The sequence below is a fragment of the Mesorhizobium sp. M0195 genome (assembly GCF_040322115.1).
Taxonomy (GTDB): Bacteria; Pseudomonadota; Alphaproteobacteria; order Rhizobiales; family Rhizobiaceae; genus Mesorhizobium.
Window position 1 is genome coordinate 116,718 of the sequence record NZ_JAMYSV010000009.1, and the last position, 19,359, is coordinate 136,076.

Sequence of the window (19,359 nt, forward strand, 5' to 3'; positions counted from 1 at the left end):
CTGACAGCATCGCTGGCGTTTCCGCGCCGTTTTGCAGCGCAGGCAATTTCCCTTGCAATTTCCCCTGGCGATTTTCTCTGGCAATGACCCGCGTCGCGGGTTTTCCAGCCGGCTCTCACCATTTGCAAAAATACTTTAGTCGTGACTTGACAGTTGGTGTCATCGGCGAAATACTCAAGTCCATGCTTAAGTATTCCGAGATCGACAGCATCCTGCGGGCTCTTGCCGAGCCGACGCGCCGGGCAATCCTGGAAAGGCTGAGCCGCGGGCCGGCCACCGTCAGCCAGTTGGCGGAGCCGTTCGGCATGACCTTCGCCGCCGTGCTCCAGCACCTCCAGGCGCTGGAAGCGTGCGGGCTGATCCGCAGCGAGAAGGTCGGACGCGTGCGCACCTGCCGGATCGAGCCCGGCGGGCTAGCCCCGCTCGCCGACTGGATCGCCGCGCGCCGTACGCCCGCCGAACGCCAGCTCGACCGTCTCGGCCAGATCCTGGCGGAGACTGACCAACCGAAAGCAACACTCCACGAGCAGGAAAAGGACGACAAGAAATGAACCAGATTGCCCCGGTTAACGACGAGCACTCCGTCATCCATTCGACCTTCACGATCGAGCGGACCTATCCGCAATCGCCCGAGAGCGTCTTCTTCGCCTTTGCCGACAAGGCGACGGTGCGGCGCTGGCGCGTCGAAGGCGACGGGTTCACCATCGCCGAATTCACCTTCGATTTCCGTGTCGGCGGTGGCGAGGTTTCGCGGTTCAGCTACCAGGGCGGCCCGGAGATCAGGCTCGATGCGCAGTTCCAGGACATCGTCCCTGACCGGCGCATCGTATTTTCATACCGGATGGCGGTCGGGGCGCAGCCGCTGTCGGCGTCGCTCACCACGGTCGAGCTTGCACCTTCCGGCGAGGGCACCCGCCTGACCTATACCGAACAGGGTGCGTTCTTCGATGGCGTCGATTCAGCGCAAGGGCGCGAGGAGGGCACACGCGGGCTGCTGCAGGCGCTCGCCGCCGAGCTTCAGAAGGCGAAGTAGAGGTTCGTCGGCGTGGCGGGCGGTGACCACAAGGCCCGCCCGGATTGCGAGGTGGCCTATTGCCCCTTGGTCGCGAGCCAGACGATGTGCCGGGCGCCGCGCTTGCCGTGAGCCCGCACCTTGACCTCCTCGACCGTGAAGCCGCCCTGCTTGAGCCTTCGGGTGAAACCTGCGTCAGGGCCCTGCGACCAGACCGCCAGCACACCGCCGGGCTTGAGAGCTGCTCTCGCGCTGATCAGGCCGGCTGCGCTGTAGAGCGCATCGTTGGCCTTGTAGACGATGCCCTCGGGGCCATTGTCGACATCGAGCAGGATCGCGTCCCAGGTCGATGCTTCCGAACGGATGAGCTGACCGACATCGGCCTCGCGAATGCTGACGCGCCGGTCATCAAGGCAGCCGTCGAAAACCTCGGCCATCGGGCCGCGCGCCCAAATCACGACTGCCGGCACCAGTTCGGCAACGGCGACCTGCGCACCGTCGCCGAGCTCGGCCAGCGCCGCGCGCAAGGTAAAGCCCATGCCGAGGCCGCCGATCAGGATGTTTGGGGTCCGGCGGCCGGCAATCCTTTGGCAGGACAGTTTCGCAAGCGCCTCTTCGGAACCGCTGAGCCGGCTGTTCATCAGCTCGTTCGGGCCAAGCATGATCGAGAATTCGCCGCCGCGCCGCTTCAGGCGGAGTTCCTGTCCGCCGTCAGGCGTTTTTGCCGAGTCCAGTTGAAGCCAGGGGATCATGCTCGATAGTCTTTGAGCATGATCTTGTCCGAAAACCGGTTCCCACTTTTCGGGATCATGCTGCCAGTGCCGGCTGGCTCCAGCGGGCGGCAAGCAGCCGGTAGGGGATCAGCGCCACCACCGCTATGACCAGCTTGACGCTGAGATCGCCGAGCGCCCAGGATACCCAGCGCATCGTCTCGACCGGCAACACACCCATCAGCGGCGCGGTTTCCAACGCAAAGCCGTCGTTCGGTCCGGCGAAGGCGAAAGCCGCCGCAAAGGCGACGGTGAAAAACACCACCGTGTCGAAGACAGAGCCGACCAGCGTGCCGACAATCGGCGCGCGCCACCAACTCTGCCGGCGCAACCGGTTGAACACGGTGACGTCGAGCAACTGCGCGGTGAGGAAGGCGGCGCCCGAGGCCGCGGCAATGCGCACCAGCCGGTCGGCGGCGGTCTCGAATTCGATCAGGCCGTGGCGAAACAGCAGCGGCGGGATGACGATCGAGCAGATCACCGCTGTCATGAAGCCGATAAAGACGATCCTGCGCGCCACCGCCGGCCCATAACGGCGATTGGCGAGATCGGTGACCAGGAATGAGAACGGATAGGTGAAGGCGCCCCAGGTCAGGATGTCGGCCAACGACAATCCGCCGATAGCACCCTGCATCGGGAACTGCACGAGGATGTTCGAGGCCACGACGACGAGCGCCATGGCCGCCACGAAGGGCAGGTACCGCGAGAGGAAGATCATTTTTTTATCCTGGGTAATGGAACCAGCGGAACGCGATCCGGAACCCGGGTCACGCCCTGGAAGGCGGCTGCCGCCGAAAAACTCAGGCGGCCGGCTGTTCGGCGAGCTTCTTGGCGATCTGCTTCTTCAACAGGCGGGCGCGCTGCGACAATTCCTTGGCATCGGCCTTGGCCAGGAAGGCATCGAGACCGCCGCGATGCTCGACCGAACGCAGCGCGTTGGCCGAAATGCGCAGGCGCACATTCTGGTTCAGCGCTTCCGAGATCAGCGTCACATTGACGAGATTGGGCAGGAAGCGACGCTTGGTCTTGTTGTTGGCGTGGCTCACATTGTTGCCGGACATGACTGCCTTGGCAGTGAGTTCGCAAGTGCGGGACATGATACTAACCTTCGGTTCTCGGTCCTGGCCAAACATTCGACCCGCGCCGGGTGGCGCGCGGTTTCGGTCAGGCGGCCTCATGGAAAAAGTTGGCGTTCCATAGTTGCATTTCGCCGAGGCGTCAAGCTTGGGGGTTGCTTCGGGGATGGGGAATCGCACTTTCGGAGTAGGTGTCGTCAGTGAAGCTGCTGATCGCCCTCTTCTGGAGGAGATATTGCTGTCCCGCAGTTCTCTCAAGACCTGGGTTCCTCGCCCACCGCATGATGGTTGCGCTCTCCCCACTTTCGTGGGGCGAGGAGCCCAAGCCGGAGTGAAGCCGCAACCCTTTCCCTCATCCGGGCCGAGGCAGATCCGCAAATTCGTCGATGGCCGCATTTTGTTCTTGCTTTGTGCCGGCAGCTATGCTACTAATTTAGGTATGGTGCTGATTCGCACCGACGACCCGCCCGCCGAGGCGGGTTTTTTTCTGGCCCTGGACCCTCCCCAGCGTTCCCTGCCGACGCCGCCTTTCACATTAAGGCCGGAATTCAGCCTATAAGCGGTCGCACAGGGACATGCCAGACCGGAGCCGCCCGTCCGGTCGACAACCAAGGACCCGCCATGCCTCGTTCTTTCCTCCATGCCCTGGTCGTGCTGATGGCCGTCGCGCTGTCGACGACGGTTTCGGCCGCTGAGCCGCAATCCTTCACGGGCGAGTATTCGGTATCGTTCCTCGGCCTTTCCGTGGCCAAAGCGAAATTCTCCAGCCATTACGAGGGCGACACCTATTCGATCGAGGGCAGCGTCTCCGCTGCCGGCCTCGCCACTTTGTTCGACGATACGCGAGGTACGATCTCGTCGAAGGGCAAGATTTCGGGCAAGCGGTTGCAGCCGCAAGCGTTCCACGCCGACTACACCTCCGGCAAGAAGGCATCGATGATCGACATCCGGTTTGCCAACGGCGTCGTCACCTCGACCAAGGTCGTGCCTGAGCCGAAGAAGCGCAATCCCAACAACTGGATACCGCTGGCCGGCAGCGATCTCGTATCGGTCCTCGACCCCATGGCCGCGACCGTCATCCATGCCGACAGCCTCGACCAGGTCTGCGGGCGCACGGTGAAGCTCTATGACGGCGAAATGCGGGCCGATCTCAAATTGACCTACGAGTCCAAAGGGTCGATTTCGGTGGCCGGCTACAAGGGCGATACGGTCACTTGCAGGCTGGGCTTCGAGCCGGTGGCCGGTTACCGCAAGAACCGCAAAGCGCTGAACTACCTGAAGAAACGCAGCCGCATCATGGTGACGTTTGCACCAGTCGGCCAAAGCGGCGTATATGCGCCGATCCGCGCCACGGTCAGCACGCAAATCGGTCCGTTGACGATCAGCGCGGAGCGGTTCGAAGCAAACGAATAGGCGTGATGGTGCGCCGCCAACGGGGCACGGGGCGACGGGTATGGCGCGCGCAACACTGATCGGCTTCTCCGCGGTCGCCATGTGGGCGCTGCTGGCGCTGCTTACGGATGCTTCGGGCGCCGTGCCGCCGTTCCTGCTTTCGGCAATCACCTTTACGATCGGCACTTGCGTCGGGCTGTTTGCCCGGCTGTTCATGCCGGCAGCCGACGGGGCCGCGAAGATACCGCGCCAGGTCGAAATACCACGCAAAGTCTGGGTGATCGGCATTGCCGGCCTGTTCGGCTACCACTTCTTCTACTTCACCGCGCTGCGCAATGCGCCGGCCGTCGAGGCCAGCCTGATCGCCTATCTGTGGCCGCTGCTGATCGTGCTGGGGTCGGCGCTGATGCCGGGCGAGCGGCTGGCCTGGAATCACGTCGCCGGCGCGCTGCTCGGCCTTGCCGGCACGGTCCTGATCGTCACCAAAGGTGGCGGGCTTGCCTTCGACGCGCGTTATGCCTTCGGCTACGCCATGGCCGGCGTCTGTGCGGTGCTGTGGTCGTCCTATTCGCTGTTGTCGCGGCGCTTCCCGTCGGTGCCGACCAGCATCGTTACCTGGTTCTGCGCCGCCACCGCGGTCCTTTCGCTGGTCTGCCACCTATTGCTTGAACAGACGGTGCTGCCCGCCGGCGCCGGCCAGTGGCTGGCCGTGCTCGGCCTCGGTCTGATGCCGGTGGGGGCGGCGTTCTATGCCTGGGACATCGGCGTCAAGCGCGGCAACATCCAGGTGCTGGGGGCGGCGAGCTATGCCGCGCCGCTGCTGTCCACCCTGGTGCTGATCGCCGCCGGCTTCGCCCAGCCGTCATGGCGCATCCTCGCCGCCTGCGTGCTGATCACCGGCGGCGCGGCACTCGCGGCGAAATCGCTGTTCCTGCGCAAGAGGGCTACGAGCGAGGCAAACGCTTGATGCCGTTTCCCGGCGGCATCGATGCCAATGCCAATGCGACGCTGGTGTTTTCGCTGGCGGCGGCGGTGATTTACGCGTTCAGCCTCGGCATGCCGCCGCGCCTTTCGCGGTCGGCGGCAAGGACGTTGGCGGTGGCGATGCTTGCGGTGCTGGTCGTGCAGCAGGGCGGTCCATGGCTGCTCGTCGCCGCACTCGGCGTCAGCGCCGTCGGCGACGCCCTCCTGTCGCGCGACGGCGAGAAGGCATTTCTTGGCGGCGCAACCAGTTTTCTTGCCGCGCACGTGCTTTACGTCGTGCTGTTCCTGCGTGCCGGCGGCGGCCTCGGGCTGCTTTTGGCCGAGCCGTGGCGAGCAGCGATCGTGCTGGCGATGGCCGTGTTGGTGTTGGCGATGGTTTTCGCGCTCCGGCGCCGCGTCGGCCCCGCCTTGCGTTTGCCGATTGGCGTGCATGCCGCGGCACTGCTTGCCATGGGCATTGCGGCGCTCACCCTGAACAGCGTCGGGGTCGTTGGCGGCATCGTCCTGCTCATCCTGTCCGACGGGCTGCATGCCGCGGAAAAGTTCCTGCTGCCCGCCATCTCGCCGCACCGCATTTGGGTGCGCCATGCGGCATGGGCGCTGTATTACGTCGGCCAGCTGGCGATCACGCTGGGTTTCCTGCTGGGCTAGGTGCCTATGGGGTTCCCGGCAGCCAGCCTGGTTCGGCGAGTTCGAAGGCGGAGAAATCGAAACCCGGCGCCACGGTGCAGCCGACCAGGGTCCATTCGCCGAGGCTGCGCGCCGACTGCCACCAGCCTGCCGGCACGACGATCTGCGGCCGCTCGCCCGCGGCAAGCGCCGTACCGAGGATCTCCTCGATGACGGGACCGCCTTCTCGGTGTATCGATAGCGCCAGCGGCGCGCCGTCATAGAAGTGCCAGACCTCCGCCGCGTCCCTGACCCGGTGCCAGGCCGACAATTGGTCCTTGTCGAGGAGGAAATAGATCGCCGTCGAATGGCCGCGCGTGCCTGCCGCGCCGTCGCGAAAGGTCTCGGCATACCAGCCGCCTTCCGGATGCGGCTTCAGGCCGAGCAGGGCGATGATTTCGGCGGAACTGGTCATGACCCTAGCTCCTGGCGCCGCTCAGAAATTGTCCTTGCGCTTGCGGATCTCGGCGAACACTTCGGCGTCGGAGGCCTTCTCCAGGCCGAGATGCCTGCGGATCGCCGGATCGTGCCAGCGCAGGAACGGATTGGTCGACAGTTCCTCGCCGATCGTCGTCGGCAGCGTCGGTTTGCCGTCGGCACGCAGCGCCTCGACCTTGGCGGCACGCTCTTTCAGCGCCGAATTGGTCGGGTCGACGGTGAGTGCGAAACGGGCATTGGCCAGCGTATACTCATGGCCGCAATAGACGACCGTCTCGGCCGGCAGCGCCGCGAGCTTCTTCAGGGATTCGTACATCACCGGCGGCTTGCATTCGAGCAGCCGCCCACAGCCGAGCGCAAACAGCGTGTCGGCGGCGAATGCCACTTTCGACGCCGGCAGATGATAGGTGACATGGCCGGCGGTATGGCCGGGCGTGGCGATGACCTCGATCCGCTCGTCGCCGAGATGGACGACCGAGCCTTGCTCGACAGTTTCGTCGATGCCGGGAATCTTCGCCTTTTCGGCTTCCGGCCCGACAATGCGCAGCTTGAAACGCTCCTTCAGCGCCAGATTGGCCTCGACATGGTCGAGATGGTGGTGAGTGGTCAGGATCATCGTCGGGGTCCAGCCGGTGCGCTTGATCGCCGCCAGGATGGGCGCCTCCTCGGGCGCATCGATGAGCGCCGTCTGGCCGCTTTTCGGGTCGTGCACCAGCACGCCGAAATTGTCGCTGCGGCACATGAATTGTTCGATCTCGACCGGCATCGCATCTCTCCCATTATTGCCGCAGACATAGGGCGCCTGCCAGCCGATGTCATCTGCCTTTGTTGAACTTGGACTGCTTCGAAGCTACCGTTCCGCGCATGCATTCAGACATTGTCGATCTCCGTTCGTTTTATTCGACCACGCTCGGCCGCCTGACCGAACGCTCGATCACTATGGCGCTGTCCTCGATATGGGCCGTCGTGCCCAACGAGCGGCTGGTCGGCCTCGGCTACACCTTGCCGTGGCTGGAGCGCTTCGGCAGCGATGCCGAGCGCGTCTTTGCCTTCATGCCGGCAACCCAGGGCGCGGTGGTCTGGCCGGCGACCGGGCCGACGGCGACCGCCCTGGTCTTCGACGAGGAACTGCCGCTGGTTGATTCCTGCATCGACCGCATGCTGCTCGTCCATTCGCTCGAACATGTCGAGAACCCACGCGAGACGCTGAACGAGATCTGGCGGGTGCTGTCGCCGGCCGGCCGTGTCGTCATCGTCGTGCCCAACCGGCGCGGTGTCTGGGCACGCTTCGAGCATACACCTTTCGGCAATGGCCGGCCGTTCTCGCGCGGCCAGCTGACCGAATTGCTGCGCGAAGCGAATTTCACGCCGGCGGCGTGGTCCGATGCGCTGTTCTTCCCGCCGTCGCCGCGACGTTTCATGATGCAGTTCCATAATGTGCTGGAACGCGCCGGCCGGCGCTTCTGGCCGATCTTTTCGGGCGTTATTGTCGTCGAGGCGCAGAAGCGGCTCTATCAAGGCGTGCCGGTTGCCCAGCGCGCGTCCCGCCGCGTCTTCGTGCCGGTTCTCTCGCCGCATGGCGCGCCGACGCTTGGCCGGCTGTCGCGGGCCGAACACCCGGCACCGCCAGGATGACGCGTTCGTGATCCGAGACGTGCTTGTTCACGCCTATCTGACGATATCAGGTTTGCTGTCCGATTGAAGGCCGTGCGGCCGATCCCTATGACCGGTTTGGCATTGCTCCGAATGCAAGGATTTAACCGATGGATGATCGTCCGGATGTCGAGGCCAGCGCCCAGAAGCTTGCCACGTCGATCGAAGCCAGCAGCCTGCGTGAGCAGCTGGCAACAATCAAATTGGCACTGACCAGCTCGCCAGTGCGAAAACAATTGCTTTGGGCAGCGATCGGCATCGTCGCCGTCATCGTGGCGAGCTCGATCGGGCAGGTTCTGCTCAATCGCTGGAACCAGCCTTTCTACGACGCGCTTGCGCGGCGCGACATGCCGGCTTTCCTGCATCAGCTTCTGGTCTTTGCCGGCATCGCCGGCGGGCTGCTTCTGTTTAACGTGGGCCAGACCTGGCTCGACCAGATGATCCGCCTGAAGCTGCGCGAGGCGCTGACGCTCGATCTGATCGGCGAGTGGATGCGGCCGGCGCGCGCCTTCCGGCTGGCCCATGCCGGCGCCATCGGCGTCAATCCCGACCAGCGCCTGCAGCAGGATGTCGCGCATCTCTCGGATCTTTCCACCGGCCTCGGCATCGGCCTGCTGCAGTCCTGCATCCTGCTTGCCTCATTCGTCGGCGTCTTGTGGTCGCTGTCTTCCGGCTTCGTCTTCCACATAGGCAGCCATTCGCTGGCCATACCCGGTTACATGGTCTGGGCGGCGATCCTTTATGCCGGCACCGCCTCCTGGTTGAGCTGGTTGGTCGGGCGGCCGCTGATCCGCTTCAACAACGATCGCTATACGCGTGAAGCGGAGCTGCGCTCCTCGGTGGTTCGCGTCAACGAGAATGTCGATGCCATCGCGCTGGCGCATGGCGAGGCCGATGCCAGACGCCGGCTCGAATTCGATCTCGGCATGGTGCTGGGCGCCATGCGGCGCATCTACAGCGCCCAGATCAATCTTTCCTGGGTTACCGACACCTACGGCTGGATCACAGTCGTTGCGCCGATCCTGGTCGCCTCACCGGTCTATTTCGCCGGCGATATCAGCTTTGGCGGCTTGATGATGGCAGTCGGCGCTTTCAACCAGGTTCATTCCTCGCTGCGCTGGTTCATCAACAATATCGGCGGCATCGCCGATTGGCGCGCCACGCTGATGCGGGTCGCCGACTTCCGCATCGCGCTTGGCGACACCGACGCGCTGCACCATACGGAAAGGCGCATTTCGTTCGGCGAAAACCCGGACGGCAGCCTGACCTTCGAGAAACTCGAGGTCGCCTCGCCGGAGGGATGCACCAAGCTTGCCGAGCCGCATGTCGAAATCCGCGCCGGCGACCGGGTCATGATCACCGGAGATCCGGGCGCCGGCAAGACGCTGTTCTTCCGGGCCATTGCCGGTCTGTGGCCATGGGGCAGCGGACGGATCGGCATGCCGGCCGGAGAAGCGCCGATCTTTGTTCCGCGTACCCCCTATTTCCCGCTCGGCAAGCTGCGCGAGGTGCTCAACCATTCAGACGGCGCGGCGGAGGCGAGCGATGCCGAGATCTCGGAGGTGCTGGCCGATGTCGGGCTGCAACGCCTGTCGTCCTCGCTCGATCGGTCGGCGCGCTGGGAGCGTGAGCTCAGCGACGACGAGCAGCGTCTGCTGGCCTTTGCCAGGCTCGCCTTGCGACGGCCGAAATGGGTGATTATCGACGAGGCGCTGGACGCGTTCGACGGCCCGACGCTGAGGCAAGTGCTGTCGATGCTGGAGAAGCGCATTCCCGACGCCGCGATCCTCAATATCGGCCGCGGCCAGCACAATGGCCGCTTCTTCCGGCGGGCGTTGACCATCGTCAAGGATGCCGGCCAACCGGCCCTCAAGCCGGCCCGTATCAGGGCAGGGGCCATCGAACCGCCCCCGGCCATCGCCTCGGCTGGCCGAAAGAAATAGAAACCAAGCTTTATTTCGCCGCGATCGCGGCGAAAAACTGTCGCGATCGTTTCAGATGGGAACGTTCCGATCGGCCATGCTTGACGCTTTCGCCCTGCTCGCCTGCCTTGCCTGCGCCCCGGCGGCACCCGTGGCCGCGCCGGCCAATGCACTTGCCGTCGATGTCGAGCTGGTGCTGGCCGTCGACATCTCGCAGTCGATGGATGAAAGGGAGTTTGCCCTGCAGCGCGCCGGCTATGTCGCGGCGCTGCGCCATCCCGACTTCATCAACGCCGTGCGTGCCGGCACCTCCGGCCGCATCGCCATCGCCTATTTCGAATGGGCCGGCACCATCCGCGACGATGCGGTCATTGCCTGGCAGGTCGTCGACAGCAAGGAGAGCGCCAACGCTTTCGCCGACAAGATCGCGGCCCGCCCGTTCAGAAGCTTTCGCGGCACCTCGATTTCCGGCGCAGTGGCTTTCGGCGTCGAGCTTTTCAACGGCACGGCCTTCACCGGCAAACGTCGCGTCATCGACGTCTCGGGCGACGGCCCAAACAACACCGGCTTGCCGGTCACGACGGCACGCGATGCGGCGCTGGCGAAGGGCATCGTCATCAACGGGCTGCCGATCCTGATCAGCCCGTCACCCACCTTCAGCCATCTCGACCGGTATTATGCCGAATGCGTCACCGGCGGGCCTGGCTCGTTCGTGCTACCGATCTATGCTGCTTCCGAATTCGCCACCGCCACTCGCCGCAAACTGATCCTCGAGGTCAGCGGCATCGAGTATCCCAAGGTGGATCCGAGGACGATCCGCATCGACACACCGATCGACTGCCTGCAAGGCGAGCGCGACCGGCGGTTTTTCTCGGACCCATATTTCCCGGAACTCGACCGATAAGGCTAGCCCAGGGGCAGGTTAGGCTGGTGGCAGGCCGAAGGCCGGGAACAGAGATGGCCCGAGCGGTCCTATGAAGATCGTCAAGGAAGCGATCCCGCCCTCGGCTGCGTCGAACACGTGCAGGGAATGGGCCCGCCATTCAGGGCCATCGTGGCTGCGGGAATAAACCCCGACCGCCGGCTGGGCATTGGCCCGGGTGGCCAGCGTGCGGAAGCCGCCAAACCTCGGCCAGACGGTCTCGAAGAAACCGCGGATCGCTTCGCGGCCTTGATACCATTCGCGCCAAGGCGGCATTGTATAGATGGCGTCCTCACGCAGCAGCTCGATCAAGCTGTCGAGATTGGCGGCCTGCCAGGCCTGCATGTAGCGTTCGAGCAGCAGGCCTTCTTCGGGGCTGGGTCGTGATCGGCTGGCCGGCCGTCCCTGAGGATAGCGCGCCGCCAGCGTTGCACGGGCCCGCTGCAACGCACTGTTGATCGAAGCCGTCGATCCACCCAGCAAACGCGCCGTCTCAACAGCCGACCATCCCAGGACGTCGGCAAGCAGCAGCGCGGCGCGCTGCCTGGGCGGCAGATCCTGGATCGCGGCGACGAAGGCGAGCTGGACGGCCTCGCGGCTCTCGTAACGGGCTTCCGGACCTGGCTCGCTGCCGGCAATGTCTGGAAGCTCGGCGTCGGGGTAGGGCTCCAGCCAGGCGATGTCGGCTACGGGCCCGCCTACGGCCGCCCCGTGCGAGGGCGGCCGTCCGAGTTCCCGGAGAATGCGACGCGCCCTCGACCTCGCATTGATGGCGTTGAGGCAAGCGTTGGTCGCGATCATGTAGAGCCAACCGCGAACCGAACCCCGCCCGTCGAACTCCGACCTGGCGCGCCAGGCGCGAAGCAACGTGTCCTGGACGAGGTCGTCGGCCTCGTGCAGCGAACCCATCATGCGATAGCAATGCAGCTTGAGCTCGCGGCGATGGACGGCCGTGACCTTCTCGAAGGCCAGCCGATCGAGGATCGGCTGGCCTGCTGGTTCCAGAGGTGGTTGAGCGTCTGTCATGCGGGCTGTGCGGTTACGAGTGAGCGTTGCATTACGCGCGCCTCAAGCGGCCGGTGCAAGCCCGCTCCCGCTCACCATGAAGGAACTGCCTTGCGGCTGGCCGGTGGCGAGCGCGACCACCGCCCGTCCGACGTCGGCCGGGGTTTGCATGTCGGTCATGGCGGCGATGAAGTCCGCCGGCTGGATGCCCATATAGGCAGCGACGCTGTCGACGCCGGCCTTGCCCACGCCGGTTTCCGGCATGATTCGCATCGGCGCGAGCGCCATGAAGCGAAGGCCGAGGCCGAGCCGGTCGGCTTCCTTCTGGCTATGACCGGCCAGGAACATCTGCATGCGTTTTGCGCCGGCATAGCCGCCGGTATTGGGTGGCCCGCCGGTCAAGGCCGCGCCACTGGAGATCAGAACGATACGGGTTCCCGGCTTGAGCGGACGCCGCAGAGCGGCCCGGCAAAACAGGAACGATGCCTTGACGTCCGTGTCCCAATTTGCGGAGAACGCCTTCCAGTTCTGTTCGTGCAGCGGCGCGGAAGGGGCCAGCGCGCCTGCGCAGATTACCAGCACGTCCGGTTCCAGCGCGGCGAAGACCTTATCGGGGGCGGAGTCCACCGTCGCATCGACCACGAGCGTCTTCACGCCCGAGACCTCCCAGGCAAATTGCGCCAGGGCCTGTTTTCCGCGGGCCACGGCCAGCACCGTCGCTCTCTCCTTGAGGGCGGCCTCCGCGATGGAGCGGCCGACCCCGCGGCTGCCTCCGACGACTACAACATTCTGACCTTGCAACGATCCCATGGATCACCTCTCTGCTCCCGGCCGCCGGACCATCCAGGCGCGCTCATCGATAAGGACAGCGCAGGTGGGTGGAAATCATCGGTGCCAGGCGGAAATATTTTTCAGGTGACAGCAGGGCTCGCGCACGGCCCTGTTCGGAGCAGCAACGGCAGAGGCGCGTCGGTTTTGTATTCAGTTTCATTACCTCGGGGGTAATCGACCAGCGTGCAAGGTCTCGGCAAACTGCTCCCATCAAGCCGGTTGTCCGGCTTCGACCACCAGGGAGACAGCCATGACCGCCTGCGCCGTCGCGCATATGCACCAGGTCACGCCAGGGCCGCAGATCGTCGAGTACCTGCACAAGATCGATGCCACGCTGGAGCCGTTTGGCGGGCGCTTCATCGTGCATGGCAGCGAGGTGGAAGTCGTTGAAAACACCTGGCCGGGCCACCTCGTCATGATCGAATTTCCAGACATGCAGCAGGCGCGCGCATGGTACCGCTCGCCCGCCTATCAGGAGATCTTGCCGCTGCGCACCGAGAATTCTCAGTCCGACGTGGTCCTGGTCGATGGCGTCCAGCACCCGCATAAGGCCACCGACGTTCTCGAATAAGGGGACGATCTGGGACGATTGGCTCTTATCGTTTCAGCAGAAACACCGCCTGCTGGCCGAAAAAATTCCAGAACCACCACGGCATCGAGAAGCCGATCCGCTGGCCATTGGCGTCGAGCGCGGTCGCCTTTTCCACCGTCGCGCCAAGCTCGTCGCACAGATTGACGAAATCGCGAATGGTGCAGAAATGGATGTTGGGGGTGTCATACCAGGAATAGGGCAGGTCCTTGGTCACCGGCATGCGGCCGTTGAACAGTAGCGAAAAGCGCACCCGCCAGTGGCCGAAATTCGGGAATGAGACGATGGCGCGGTTGCCGATCCTGAGCAGTTCGTCGAGCACTAATTTCGGATTGCGGGTCGCCTGCAAGGTCTGCGACAAAACGACGAAGTCGAAGCCCTTATCGGGATAGAATTGGAGATCCTTGTCGGCATCGCCCTGGATGACCGACAGGCCGCGCGCCACGCATTCGTTGACGCCGCGCTGCGACAGTTCCAGCCCGCGACCGTCGACCTTCTTGGTCGCCTGCAGCAATTCGAGCAGCAGGCCGTCGCCGGAACCGACGTCCAGCACCCGCGACTGCGGCGGGATGAGATCGGCGACGACCTCGAGGTCGACGCGCTGGGCGCGGTTGACGCTCATGGGCTCGCCTTCTGCCTGGCGCATGATCCTGATCCGAAAAGTCTGCAACTTTTCGGAGTCATGCGCCGATGCCTGGCGCATGATCCTGATCCGAACAGCCTGCAGCTTTTCGGGGTCATGCGCCGAGCCCTCTGGCCCGCGCCGCCGAGGCGATGAAGCCTTTGATGGCGGCGAACAGTTCCGGCTCGTCGAGCAGGAAGGCGTCGTGGCCACGGTCGGTTTCGATCTCGACGAACGATACCGAGGCGCCGGCCGCGTTCAGCGCGTGCACGACCGAGCGGCTCTCCTCGGTTGGGAACAGCCAGTCGCTGGTGAACGAAACCAGGCAGAAGCGCGTCTTGGTGCCGGCGAACGCATCGGCCAGCCGGCCGCCATGGTCGGCGGCGAGATCGAAATAGTCCATCGCCCGCGTCATGTAGAGATAGGAGTTGGCATCGAAGCGATCGACGAAGGTCATGCCCTGATGGCGCAGATAGCTCTCGATCTGGAAGTCGGCATCGAAGCCGAAGGTCAGCGCTTCGCGGTCCTGCAGGTTGCGGCCGAACTTGCGGTGCAGCGCTGCTTCCGACAGATAGGTGATGTGAGCGGCCATGCGCGCCACCGCCAGCCCCTTTTCCGGCCGCTTGCCGTGCTCGAAATATTTGCCGCCATGCCAGTCCGGGTCGGCCATCACTGCCTGCCTGCCGACCTCGTGGAAAGCGATGTTCTGCGAAGAATGGCGGGCGCCGGTGGCGATCGGCAGCGCCGAGAAGACGCGCTCGGGATAGCTCGAGGCCCATTGCAGCACCTGCATGCCGCCCATCGAGCCGCCCAGCACGCTGAACAGCTGTTCGATGCCGAAATGCTCGACCAGCATCAGCTGCGCGCGCACCATGTCGCGGATGGTGATGATCGGCAGGTCGAGCCCGTAGGGCTTGGCGGTGGCGGGATTGGTCGAGGCGGGGCCGGTGGAGCCGAGACAGCCGCCGATGACGTTGGACGAGATGACGAAGAAACGATCGGTGTCGATGATCTTGCCGGGGCCGATCAGCACTTCCCACCAGCCCGGCTTGCCGGTCACCGGATTGGTGTTGGCGACATGCTGGTCGCCGGTCAGCGCATGGCAGACGAGGATCGCGTTGGAGCGCTCGTCGTTGAGCGTGCCATAGGTCTGGTAGGCGATCTGGAACGGCGACAGCAGCGTGCCGGCGTCGAGCTTGAGCGGCTTGTCGGCGCCGAAACGCAACACCGGGCTCGACGGCTGGTCGGCCTCGTTGTTGGTTTTTCGCGCGCGCAAAGCGACCATCACATCTCCTTGCCCGGCCTTCAGTTGTCCACCGCCGGTCTGGGCAACAACCAGCCAGGGCAACAAAAAACCGGCCATGCCTTCGCAAAGCCGGTTACAAGATGCAAGCGGCCCTTTAGCAAGTTGTTTAACGTGGCTGCAAGCCGACCGGCCAAATCACCACGGAACTTTCGCTGCTCTTCTAGGACCGACGCATGGCTTCGTCAACGGCAAGTTCTTGATCCCGATTTACCGCCCCTCGACATTCCGGGCCACGGCTTGTATTTCCGCTGCGGCCTCCGGATGGAGGCACTCTCGACGGATTTCATGGAATGAGCCAGATACCGGATCAGACACGTCCAAGGCCCCGCGCCGGCATCATGGATATCGAAGCCTATGTGCCCGGCAAGAGCACGGCGCCTGAAGGTGTCGCCAAGGTCCATAAATTGTCGTCAAATGAGAACCCGCTCGGCCCTTCGCCAAAGGCGATAGAGGCCGCGCGCGCGGTCGCCGACAAGCTCGCGGTCTATCCCGACGGCAGCGCCAGGCGCCTGAGGGAAGCGATCGCCGAGGTGCACGGGCTCAACCCGGCGAACATCGTCTGTTCCAATGGCTCCGACGAGATTCTGGGCCTGCTGGCGCAGACCTACCTCGCACCCGGCGACGAAGCGATCATCACCGAACACGGCTTCATGGTCTACAAGATCTACATACAATCGGCCGGTGCCGTCCCGGTGACGGTCAAGGAGACCGATGAACGCGCCGATGTCGATGCAATCCTTGCCGCGGTGACGCCGCGTACCAGGATCATCTTCCTTGCCAATCCCAACAATCCAACCGGCACCTACGTGCCGTTCCAGGAGGTGCGCCGCCTGCATGCCGGCCTGCCGCGAAACGTGCTTCTGGTGCTGGATGCCGCTTACGCCGAATATGTCCGGCGCAACGACTATGAAGCCGGCGTCGAGTTGGTGGGCAGCGCGGAAAACGTGGTCATGACCCGCACTTTCTCTAAATTGGGCCTGGGCGGGGCGCGGATCGGCTGGATGTATGCGCCAACGCATATCATCGACGCGATCAACCGCGTGCGCGGGCCTTTCAACGTCAATGCGACTGCTATCGAGGCCGGTATCGCGGCGATCCGCGACCGTGCCCACATCGAACGCAGCGTCGCGCACAACGAGACCTGGCTGGCCTGGCTGAGCGAGCAATTAAGCGGGCTCGGGCTGCGGGTGACGCCGAGCGTCGGCAATTTCATCCTCATCCACTTTCCCGAGGACAAAAAGCATTCGGCAGCGGCCGCCGACGACTACCTCAGTGCGCGCGGCTACATATTGCGGCGCGTTTCCGGCTACGGCTTTCCGAACGCGCTGCGCATGAGCATCGGCACCGAAGAGGCCAACCGCGGCGTTGTCGCCGCACTCGCGACATTCCTGAAAAGCTAGAACACCATGACCTCACCGATGTTCGAAAAGATCGCGCTGGTCGGCATCGGCCTGATCGGCTCGTCGCTGGCCCGCGTCATCCGCCGTGAGGGCCTCGCCGGCCAAGTCGCGATTTCGACGCGCAGCGAAGCGACGCTGGCGCGGGCGAGCCTACTCGCCCTCGGCGACACCTACACGACGGATGCGAAAGAGGCGGTTCGCGATGCCGATCTGGTCGTCGTTTCGGTGCCGGTCGGCTCTTCGGGTACCGTCGCCGCAGAGATCGCACCGGCGTTGAAAAAAGGCGCCATCCTCACCGATGTCGGCTCGACCAAAGCATCGGTGATCGCGCAGATGCAGCCGCATGTGCCTGATGGCGTGCACTTCATTCCCGGCCATCCTTTGGCCGGCACCGAAAAGTCGGGACCGGATGCCGGTTTTGCCGAACTGTTCGAGAACCGCTGGTGCATCTTCACGCCGCTGCCCGGCACCGATCCCGCGGCACTGGAAAGGCTCTCGGAATTCTGGCGCCGCTGCGGCTCCAACATCGACACGATGGACCCGCAGCATCACGACATGACGCTGGCCATCGTTTCGCATCTGCCGCACATCATCGCCTATAACATCGTCGGTACCGCCGACGATCTGGAGTCGGTGACCAAGTCCGAGGTCATCAAATACTCGGCTTCCGGCTTTCGCGACTTCACTCGTCTCGCGGCGTCCGACCCGACCATGTGGCGTGACGTCTGCCTGCACAACAAGGATGCCATCCTCGAAATGCTGGCGCGATTCTCGGAAGATCTGTCTTCGCTGCAGCGGGCGATCCGCTGGGGCGACGGCGAAAAGCTGTTCGACCTGTTCACCCGCACCCGCGCCGTCCGCCGCTCGATCATCGAGGCCGGCCAGGACATCGACGTACCGGATTTCGGTCGCCAGGCAGTCGAACACCCGCCGAAGGGATAAGCCGCGGCAGGCCGATCGCAGGCCAGACAGGCTTGGAGCGGTTTATCGTTTCACGGAAACGCCGAACCGCTCTGTCTCTTTTTTTTTGCGCAATTCCGGACGGAAGACCGTTCACACTTTTCCTGGAATTACTCTAGTCGAGCGGCTTGATCTTGCCGAGCGGGATGAAGCCGAGCGAGGCCTTGCCCTTGACGATCTTCAGCGGCATCGACGGCTGGTTGCCGAGCAGCGCCAGTCCGGCAAAGCCGGTTTGGATCTCTTTCTTCTGCTCGGGGATGGCGGTGGCAAGGATCGCCGCCACGGCCTTTGGATCATTGAGCTTGATCGTCAGATCGGCATTTATGAGACCGTCGTCATCGACCGACAGCGGTCCGGAAACGGTGATGCGCGCAGTTCCGGACGACAGATCGAGCTCGTGGATTTCGGCCGCGAGGCCGCGCAGGCTCTTCGGGTTTGCCATGATCAGCATCACGCCGTTCTTCAGCGTCACATCGCCGCTGCCATCGAGCGGCGGCAAGACGCGCCCGTCGATGGCCGCCGCGTCGATTTCGAGATCGGTGAAATTGCCGGCATAGTCGATGTCCGGGCCGTTTGGGCGCAATTGCCCGCTGGCAGTTCCGGCGCTGAACAGCGAGACGGGATCGGCATCGTCTGCCGGATCGGTCTGGCCGGACAGGCCTTCTGCCTGCAGCGAGAGGCGTCTCGGCAGCGGCCAGGACAGCTTCATGTCGGCCCGCAGATCATCCCAGTCGATCCAGAGCGGGGTCATGCCGGGAACGGAGGTCCTGAGTGGCCCCCTGAACTCGGCGGCAGGCGACAGAAGCCGCGTGATCTGGGTGGCAGCGTTGATCTTGCCTGTCGATGCCGCGACGTTGCGGCTGTCGTCCTCGTAAGCCAGACTGTCGCAGGAAAGGGTGAAGCTGAAGGGGTAGCCGCTGACCGCGAGATTGGCACAGTCGGCCTTGATGCCCTTGTCATCGAGATCGGCGACCGCCTTATCGGTGGCGCTCTCGACCAGATCCGCCAGGTAGAACCAGCCCGCGCTGTAGATGCCGAACAGCACGAGAATGAAAGCGGCAAGCCACAACAGGCGGCGACGCTGGCTGGGCGGCGGGCGCTCGTCACTTGACGTCATGCTGCGGCTTTCGTTAACGCGGGTGGCACGGGCGGGCTGTCGCTTGCGGCAACAACAGGTAGACGGACTGAAACACCACCGGTGGAGTGGCTCGTCACAATCAGGCTTGGCGATATGGGCGATTTTTGGGTTTTTGGCTACGGCTCACTGATCTGGCGGCCTGGATTCGCGCATGTCGAGACGCGGCGTGCCCACCTGCATGGCTACCGCCGTTCGCTCTGTGTCTATTCTTTCGTGCATCGCGGCACGCGCGAACGGCCGGGCCTGGTGCTCGGACTCGACCGCGGCGGCTCCTGCATCGGGCTGGCGTTCCGGGTCCCAGGCGAGCTGCGCAACGAGGCCATCACCTATCTGCGCGAACGCGAGCTGGTCACCAACGTCTATCTCGAACGTGTGCTCAGCGTTCGCCTCGACAAGAGTGAAACGGATGGGAGCGGGACGGTCGAAGCCATCGCCTATGTCGTGGACCGCAGCCATGAGCAATATGCCGGTGCGCTCGACCCGGCCGAGGCGGCGGCCGTCGTTCGCGGCGCCGTCGGCCAGTCGGGGAGGAATGAGGATTACGTGCTCAGCACGCTGGAGCACCTCGAAGCACTGGGTATAAGCGATCATTGGCTGGAAGACGTGACGAGACGGATCACGACATAGCGCCTTTTATCGCGTTACCATGATGTTTTCGGTGTCGTGACGC

23 protein-coding genes and 1 riboswitch are annotated in these 19,359 nt (G+C 64.1%); of the genes, 13 read left to right on the forward strand and 10 right to left on the reverse strand.

The window, feature by feature from the left end:
• The first annotated feature begins 182 nt into the window (after positions 1–182).
• Together NKJ12_RS19025 and NKJ12_RS19030 are read left to right on the forward strand one after the other, a co-directional pair.
• Complete coding sequence (locus tag NKJ12_RS19025; protein ID WP_352687410.1) at positions 183–551, forward strand: ArsR/SmtB family transcription factor; 369 nt, start codon at positions 183–185, stop codon at positions 549–551.
• Entirely contained in the window at positions 548–1,033 is a 486-nt protein-coding gene (locus NKJ12_RS19030) for an SRPBCC family protein (protein ID WP_352687358.1), read from the forward strand. Before NKJ12_RS19025 ends, NKJ12_RS19030 begins: the two co-directional genes overlap by 4 nt.
• A gap of 56 nt (positions 1,034–1,089) precedes the next feature.
• Here NKJ12_RS19030 and NKJ12_RS19035 read toward each other — a convergent pair whose 3' ends face one another.
• From NKJ12_RS19035 to rpmB, 3 genes are all read right to left on the reverse strand, one after another.
• Complete coding sequence (locus NKJ12_RS19035) at positions 1,090–1,764, reverse strand: polyamine aminopropyltransferase (RefSeq protein ID WP_352687360.1); 675 nt, start codon at positions 1,762–1,764, stop codon at positions 1,090–1,092.
• A gap of 55 nt (positions 1,765–1,819) precedes the next feature.
• Complete coding sequence (locus tag NKJ12_RS19040) at positions 1,820–2,500, reverse strand: queuosine precursor transporter (protein ID WP_254816630.1); 681 nt, start codon at positions 2,498–2,500, stop codon at positions 1,820–1,822.
• Between the two features lie 82 nt (positions 2,501–2,582).
• On the reverse strand, positions 2,583–2,879 hold the full coding sequence (rpmB, locus tag NKJ12_RS19045) for a 50S ribosomal protein L28 (protein ID WP_006328411.1): 297 nt from the start codon (positions 2,877–2,879) through the stop codon (positions 2,583–2,585).
• A 310-nt stretch (positions 2,880–3,189) separates the two neighbouring features.
• On the opposite strand from rpmB, the gene NKJ12_RS19050 reads away from it, so the two are divergent.
• From NKJ12_RS19050 to NKJ12_RS19065, 4 genes are all read left to right on the forward strand, one after another.
• The gene (locus NKJ12_RS19050; protein WP_352687362.1) at positions 3,190–3,417 is read left to right on the forward strand and encodes a hypothetical protein; all 228 of its coding nucleotides are present in this window, start codon (positions 3,190–3,192) and stop codon (positions 3,415–3,417) included.
• Between the two features lie 62 nt (positions 3,418–3,479).
• Positions 3,480–4,271: a DUF3108 domain-containing protein gene (locus NKJ12_RS19055; RefSeq protein WP_352649297.1), complete on the forward strand. Its 792-nt coding sequence runs from the start codon at positions 3,480–3,482 to the stop codon at positions 4,269–4,271.
• A gap of 40 nt (positions 4,272–4,311) precedes the next feature.
• Entirely contained in the window at positions 4,312–5,217 is a 906-nt protein-coding gene (yddG, locus tag NKJ12_RS19060; RefSeq protein WP_352687364.1) for an aromatic amino acid exporter YddG, read from the forward strand.
• Entirely contained in the window at positions 5,217–5,885 is a 669-nt protein-coding gene (locus tag NKJ12_RS19065) for a lysoplasmalogenase family protein (RefSeq protein ID WP_352687366.1), read from the forward strand. Before yddG ends, NKJ12_RS19065 begins: the two co-directional genes overlap by 1 nt.
• Before the next feature lie 4 nt (positions 5,886–5,889).
• On the opposite strand, the gene NKJ12_RS19070 is transcribed toward NKJ12_RS19065, so the two are convergent.
• Together NKJ12_RS19070 and gloB are read right to left on the reverse strand one after the other, a co-directional pair.
• Positions 5,890–6,318: a cupin domain-containing protein gene (locus NKJ12_RS19070; RefSeq protein WP_352471443.1), complete on the reverse strand. Its 429-nt coding sequence runs from the start codon at positions 6,316–6,318 to the stop codon at positions 5,890–5,892.
• 21 nt (positions 6,319–6,339) lie between these two features.
• Positions 6,340–7,107 (reverse strand): hydroxyacylglutathione hydrolase, encoded by a 768-nt coding sequence (gene gloB, locus NKJ12_RS19075; RefSeq protein WP_352471442.1) that lies wholly within the window; start codon positions 7,105–7,107, stop codon positions 6,340–6,342.
• A 98-nt stretch (positions 7,108–7,205) separates the two neighbouring features.
• Here gloB and NKJ12_RS19080 point away from each other — a divergent pair, with 98 nt between their 5' ends.
• The 3 genes from NKJ12_RS19080 (at position 7,206) to NKJ12_RS19090 (ending at position 10,820) form a co-directional block, all read left to right on the forward strand.
• Positions 7,206–7,976 (forward strand): class I SAM-dependent methyltransferase, encoded by a 771-nt coding sequence (locus tag NKJ12_RS19080; RefSeq protein WP_352704365.1) that lies wholly within the window; start codon positions 7,206–7,208, stop codon positions 7,974–7,976.
• 128 nt (positions 7,977–8,104) lie between these two features.
• Positions 8,105–9,937: an ABC transporter ATP-binding protein/permease gene (locus tag NKJ12_RS19085; protein WP_352704367.1), complete on the forward strand. Its 1,833-nt coding sequence runs from the start codon at positions 8,105–8,107 to the stop codon at positions 9,935–9,937.
• Positions 9,938–10,013: 76 nt separating this feature from the next.
• Complete coding sequence (locus NKJ12_RS19090) at positions 10,014–10,820, forward strand: DUF1194 domain-containing protein (protein WP_352687375.1); 807 nt, start codon at positions 10,014–10,016, stop codon at positions 10,818–10,820.
• 18 nt (positions 10,821–10,838) lie between these two features.
• Here NKJ12_RS19090 and NKJ12_RS19095 read toward each other — a convergent pair whose 3' ends face one another.
• Entirely contained in the window at positions 10,839–11,864 is a 1,026-nt protein-coding gene (locus NKJ12_RS19095) for an RNA polymerase subunit sigma-70 (RefSeq protein ID WP_352687377.1), read from the reverse strand.
• A 42-nt stretch (positions 11,865–11,906) separates the two neighbouring features.
• Positions 11,907–12,653: an SDR family NAD(P)-dependent oxidoreductase gene (locus tag NKJ12_RS19100; RefSeq protein ID WP_352687379.1), complete on the reverse strand. Its 747-nt coding sequence runs from the start codon at positions 12,651–12,653 to the stop codon at positions 11,907–11,909.
• 271 nt (positions 12,654–12,924) lie between these two features.
• On the opposite strand from NKJ12_RS19100, the gene NKJ12_RS19105 reads away from it, so the two are divergent.
• Positions 12,925–13,245 carry a DUF1330 domain-containing protein gene (locus tag NKJ12_RS19105; protein ID WP_352704369.1) on the forward strand — a complete coding sequence of 107 codons (321 nt, stop codon included), beginning with the start codon at positions 12,925–12,927 and terminating at the stop codon, positions 13,243–13,245.
• A 25-nt stretch (positions 13,246–13,270) separates the two neighbouring features.
• Here the strand turns inward: NKJ12_RS19105 and metW are convergent, their stop codons facing one another.
• Positions 13,271–13,885, reverse strand: coding sequence for a methionine biosynthesis protein MetW (gene metW / locus NKJ12_RS19110; RefSeq protein WP_254817066.1), 615 nt, complete (start codon positions 13,883–13,885; stop codon positions 13,271–13,273).
• A 115-nt stretch (positions 13,886–14,000) separates the two neighbouring features.
• Positions 14,001–15,170, reverse strand: coding sequence for a homoserine O-acetyltransferase MetX (gene metX, locus NKJ12_RS19115; protein ID WP_254816640.1), 1,170 nt, complete (start codon positions 15,168–15,170; stop codon positions 14,001–14,003).
• Between the two features lie 95 nt (positions 15,171–15,265).
• Positions 15,266–15,343, reverse strand: a riboswitch (SAM riboswitch).
• A gap of 138 nt (positions 15,344–15,481) precedes the next feature.
• Between metX and hisC the strand changes: the two genes are divergently transcribed.
• A complete protein-coding gene (gene hisC / locus NKJ12_RS19120; protein ID WP_352704371.1) occupies positions 15,482–16,591 on the forward strand; it encodes a histidinol-phosphate transaminase in 1,110 nt (369 codons plus the stop codon).
• A gap of 6 nt (positions 16,592–16,597) precedes the next feature.
• Positions 16,598–17,533, forward strand: coding sequence for a prephenate/arogenate dehydrogenase family protein (locus NKJ12_RS19125; RefSeq protein ID WP_352505086.1), 936 nt, complete (start codon positions 16,598–16,600; stop codon positions 17,531–17,533).
• A gap of 133 nt (positions 17,534–17,666) precedes the next feature.
• Here NKJ12_RS19125 and NKJ12_RS19130 read toward each other — a convergent pair whose 3' ends face one another.
• Positions 17,667–18,668 carry a DUF2125 domain-containing protein gene (locus NKJ12_RS19130; RefSeq protein ID WP_352704373.1) on the reverse strand — a complete coding sequence of 334 codons (1,002 nt, stop codon included), beginning with the start codon at positions 18,666–18,668 and terminating at the stop codon, positions 17,667–17,669.
• 114 nt (positions 18,669–18,782) lie between these two features.
• On the opposite strand from NKJ12_RS19130, the gene NKJ12_RS19135 reads away from it, so the two are divergent.
• Positions 18,783–19,316: a gamma-glutamylcyclotransferase gene (locus tag NKJ12_RS19135; protein ID WP_352704375.1), complete on the forward strand. Its 534-nt coding sequence runs from the start codon at positions 18,783–18,785 to the stop codon at positions 19,314–19,316.
• Positions 19,317–19,359 lie beyond the last annotated feature (43 nt).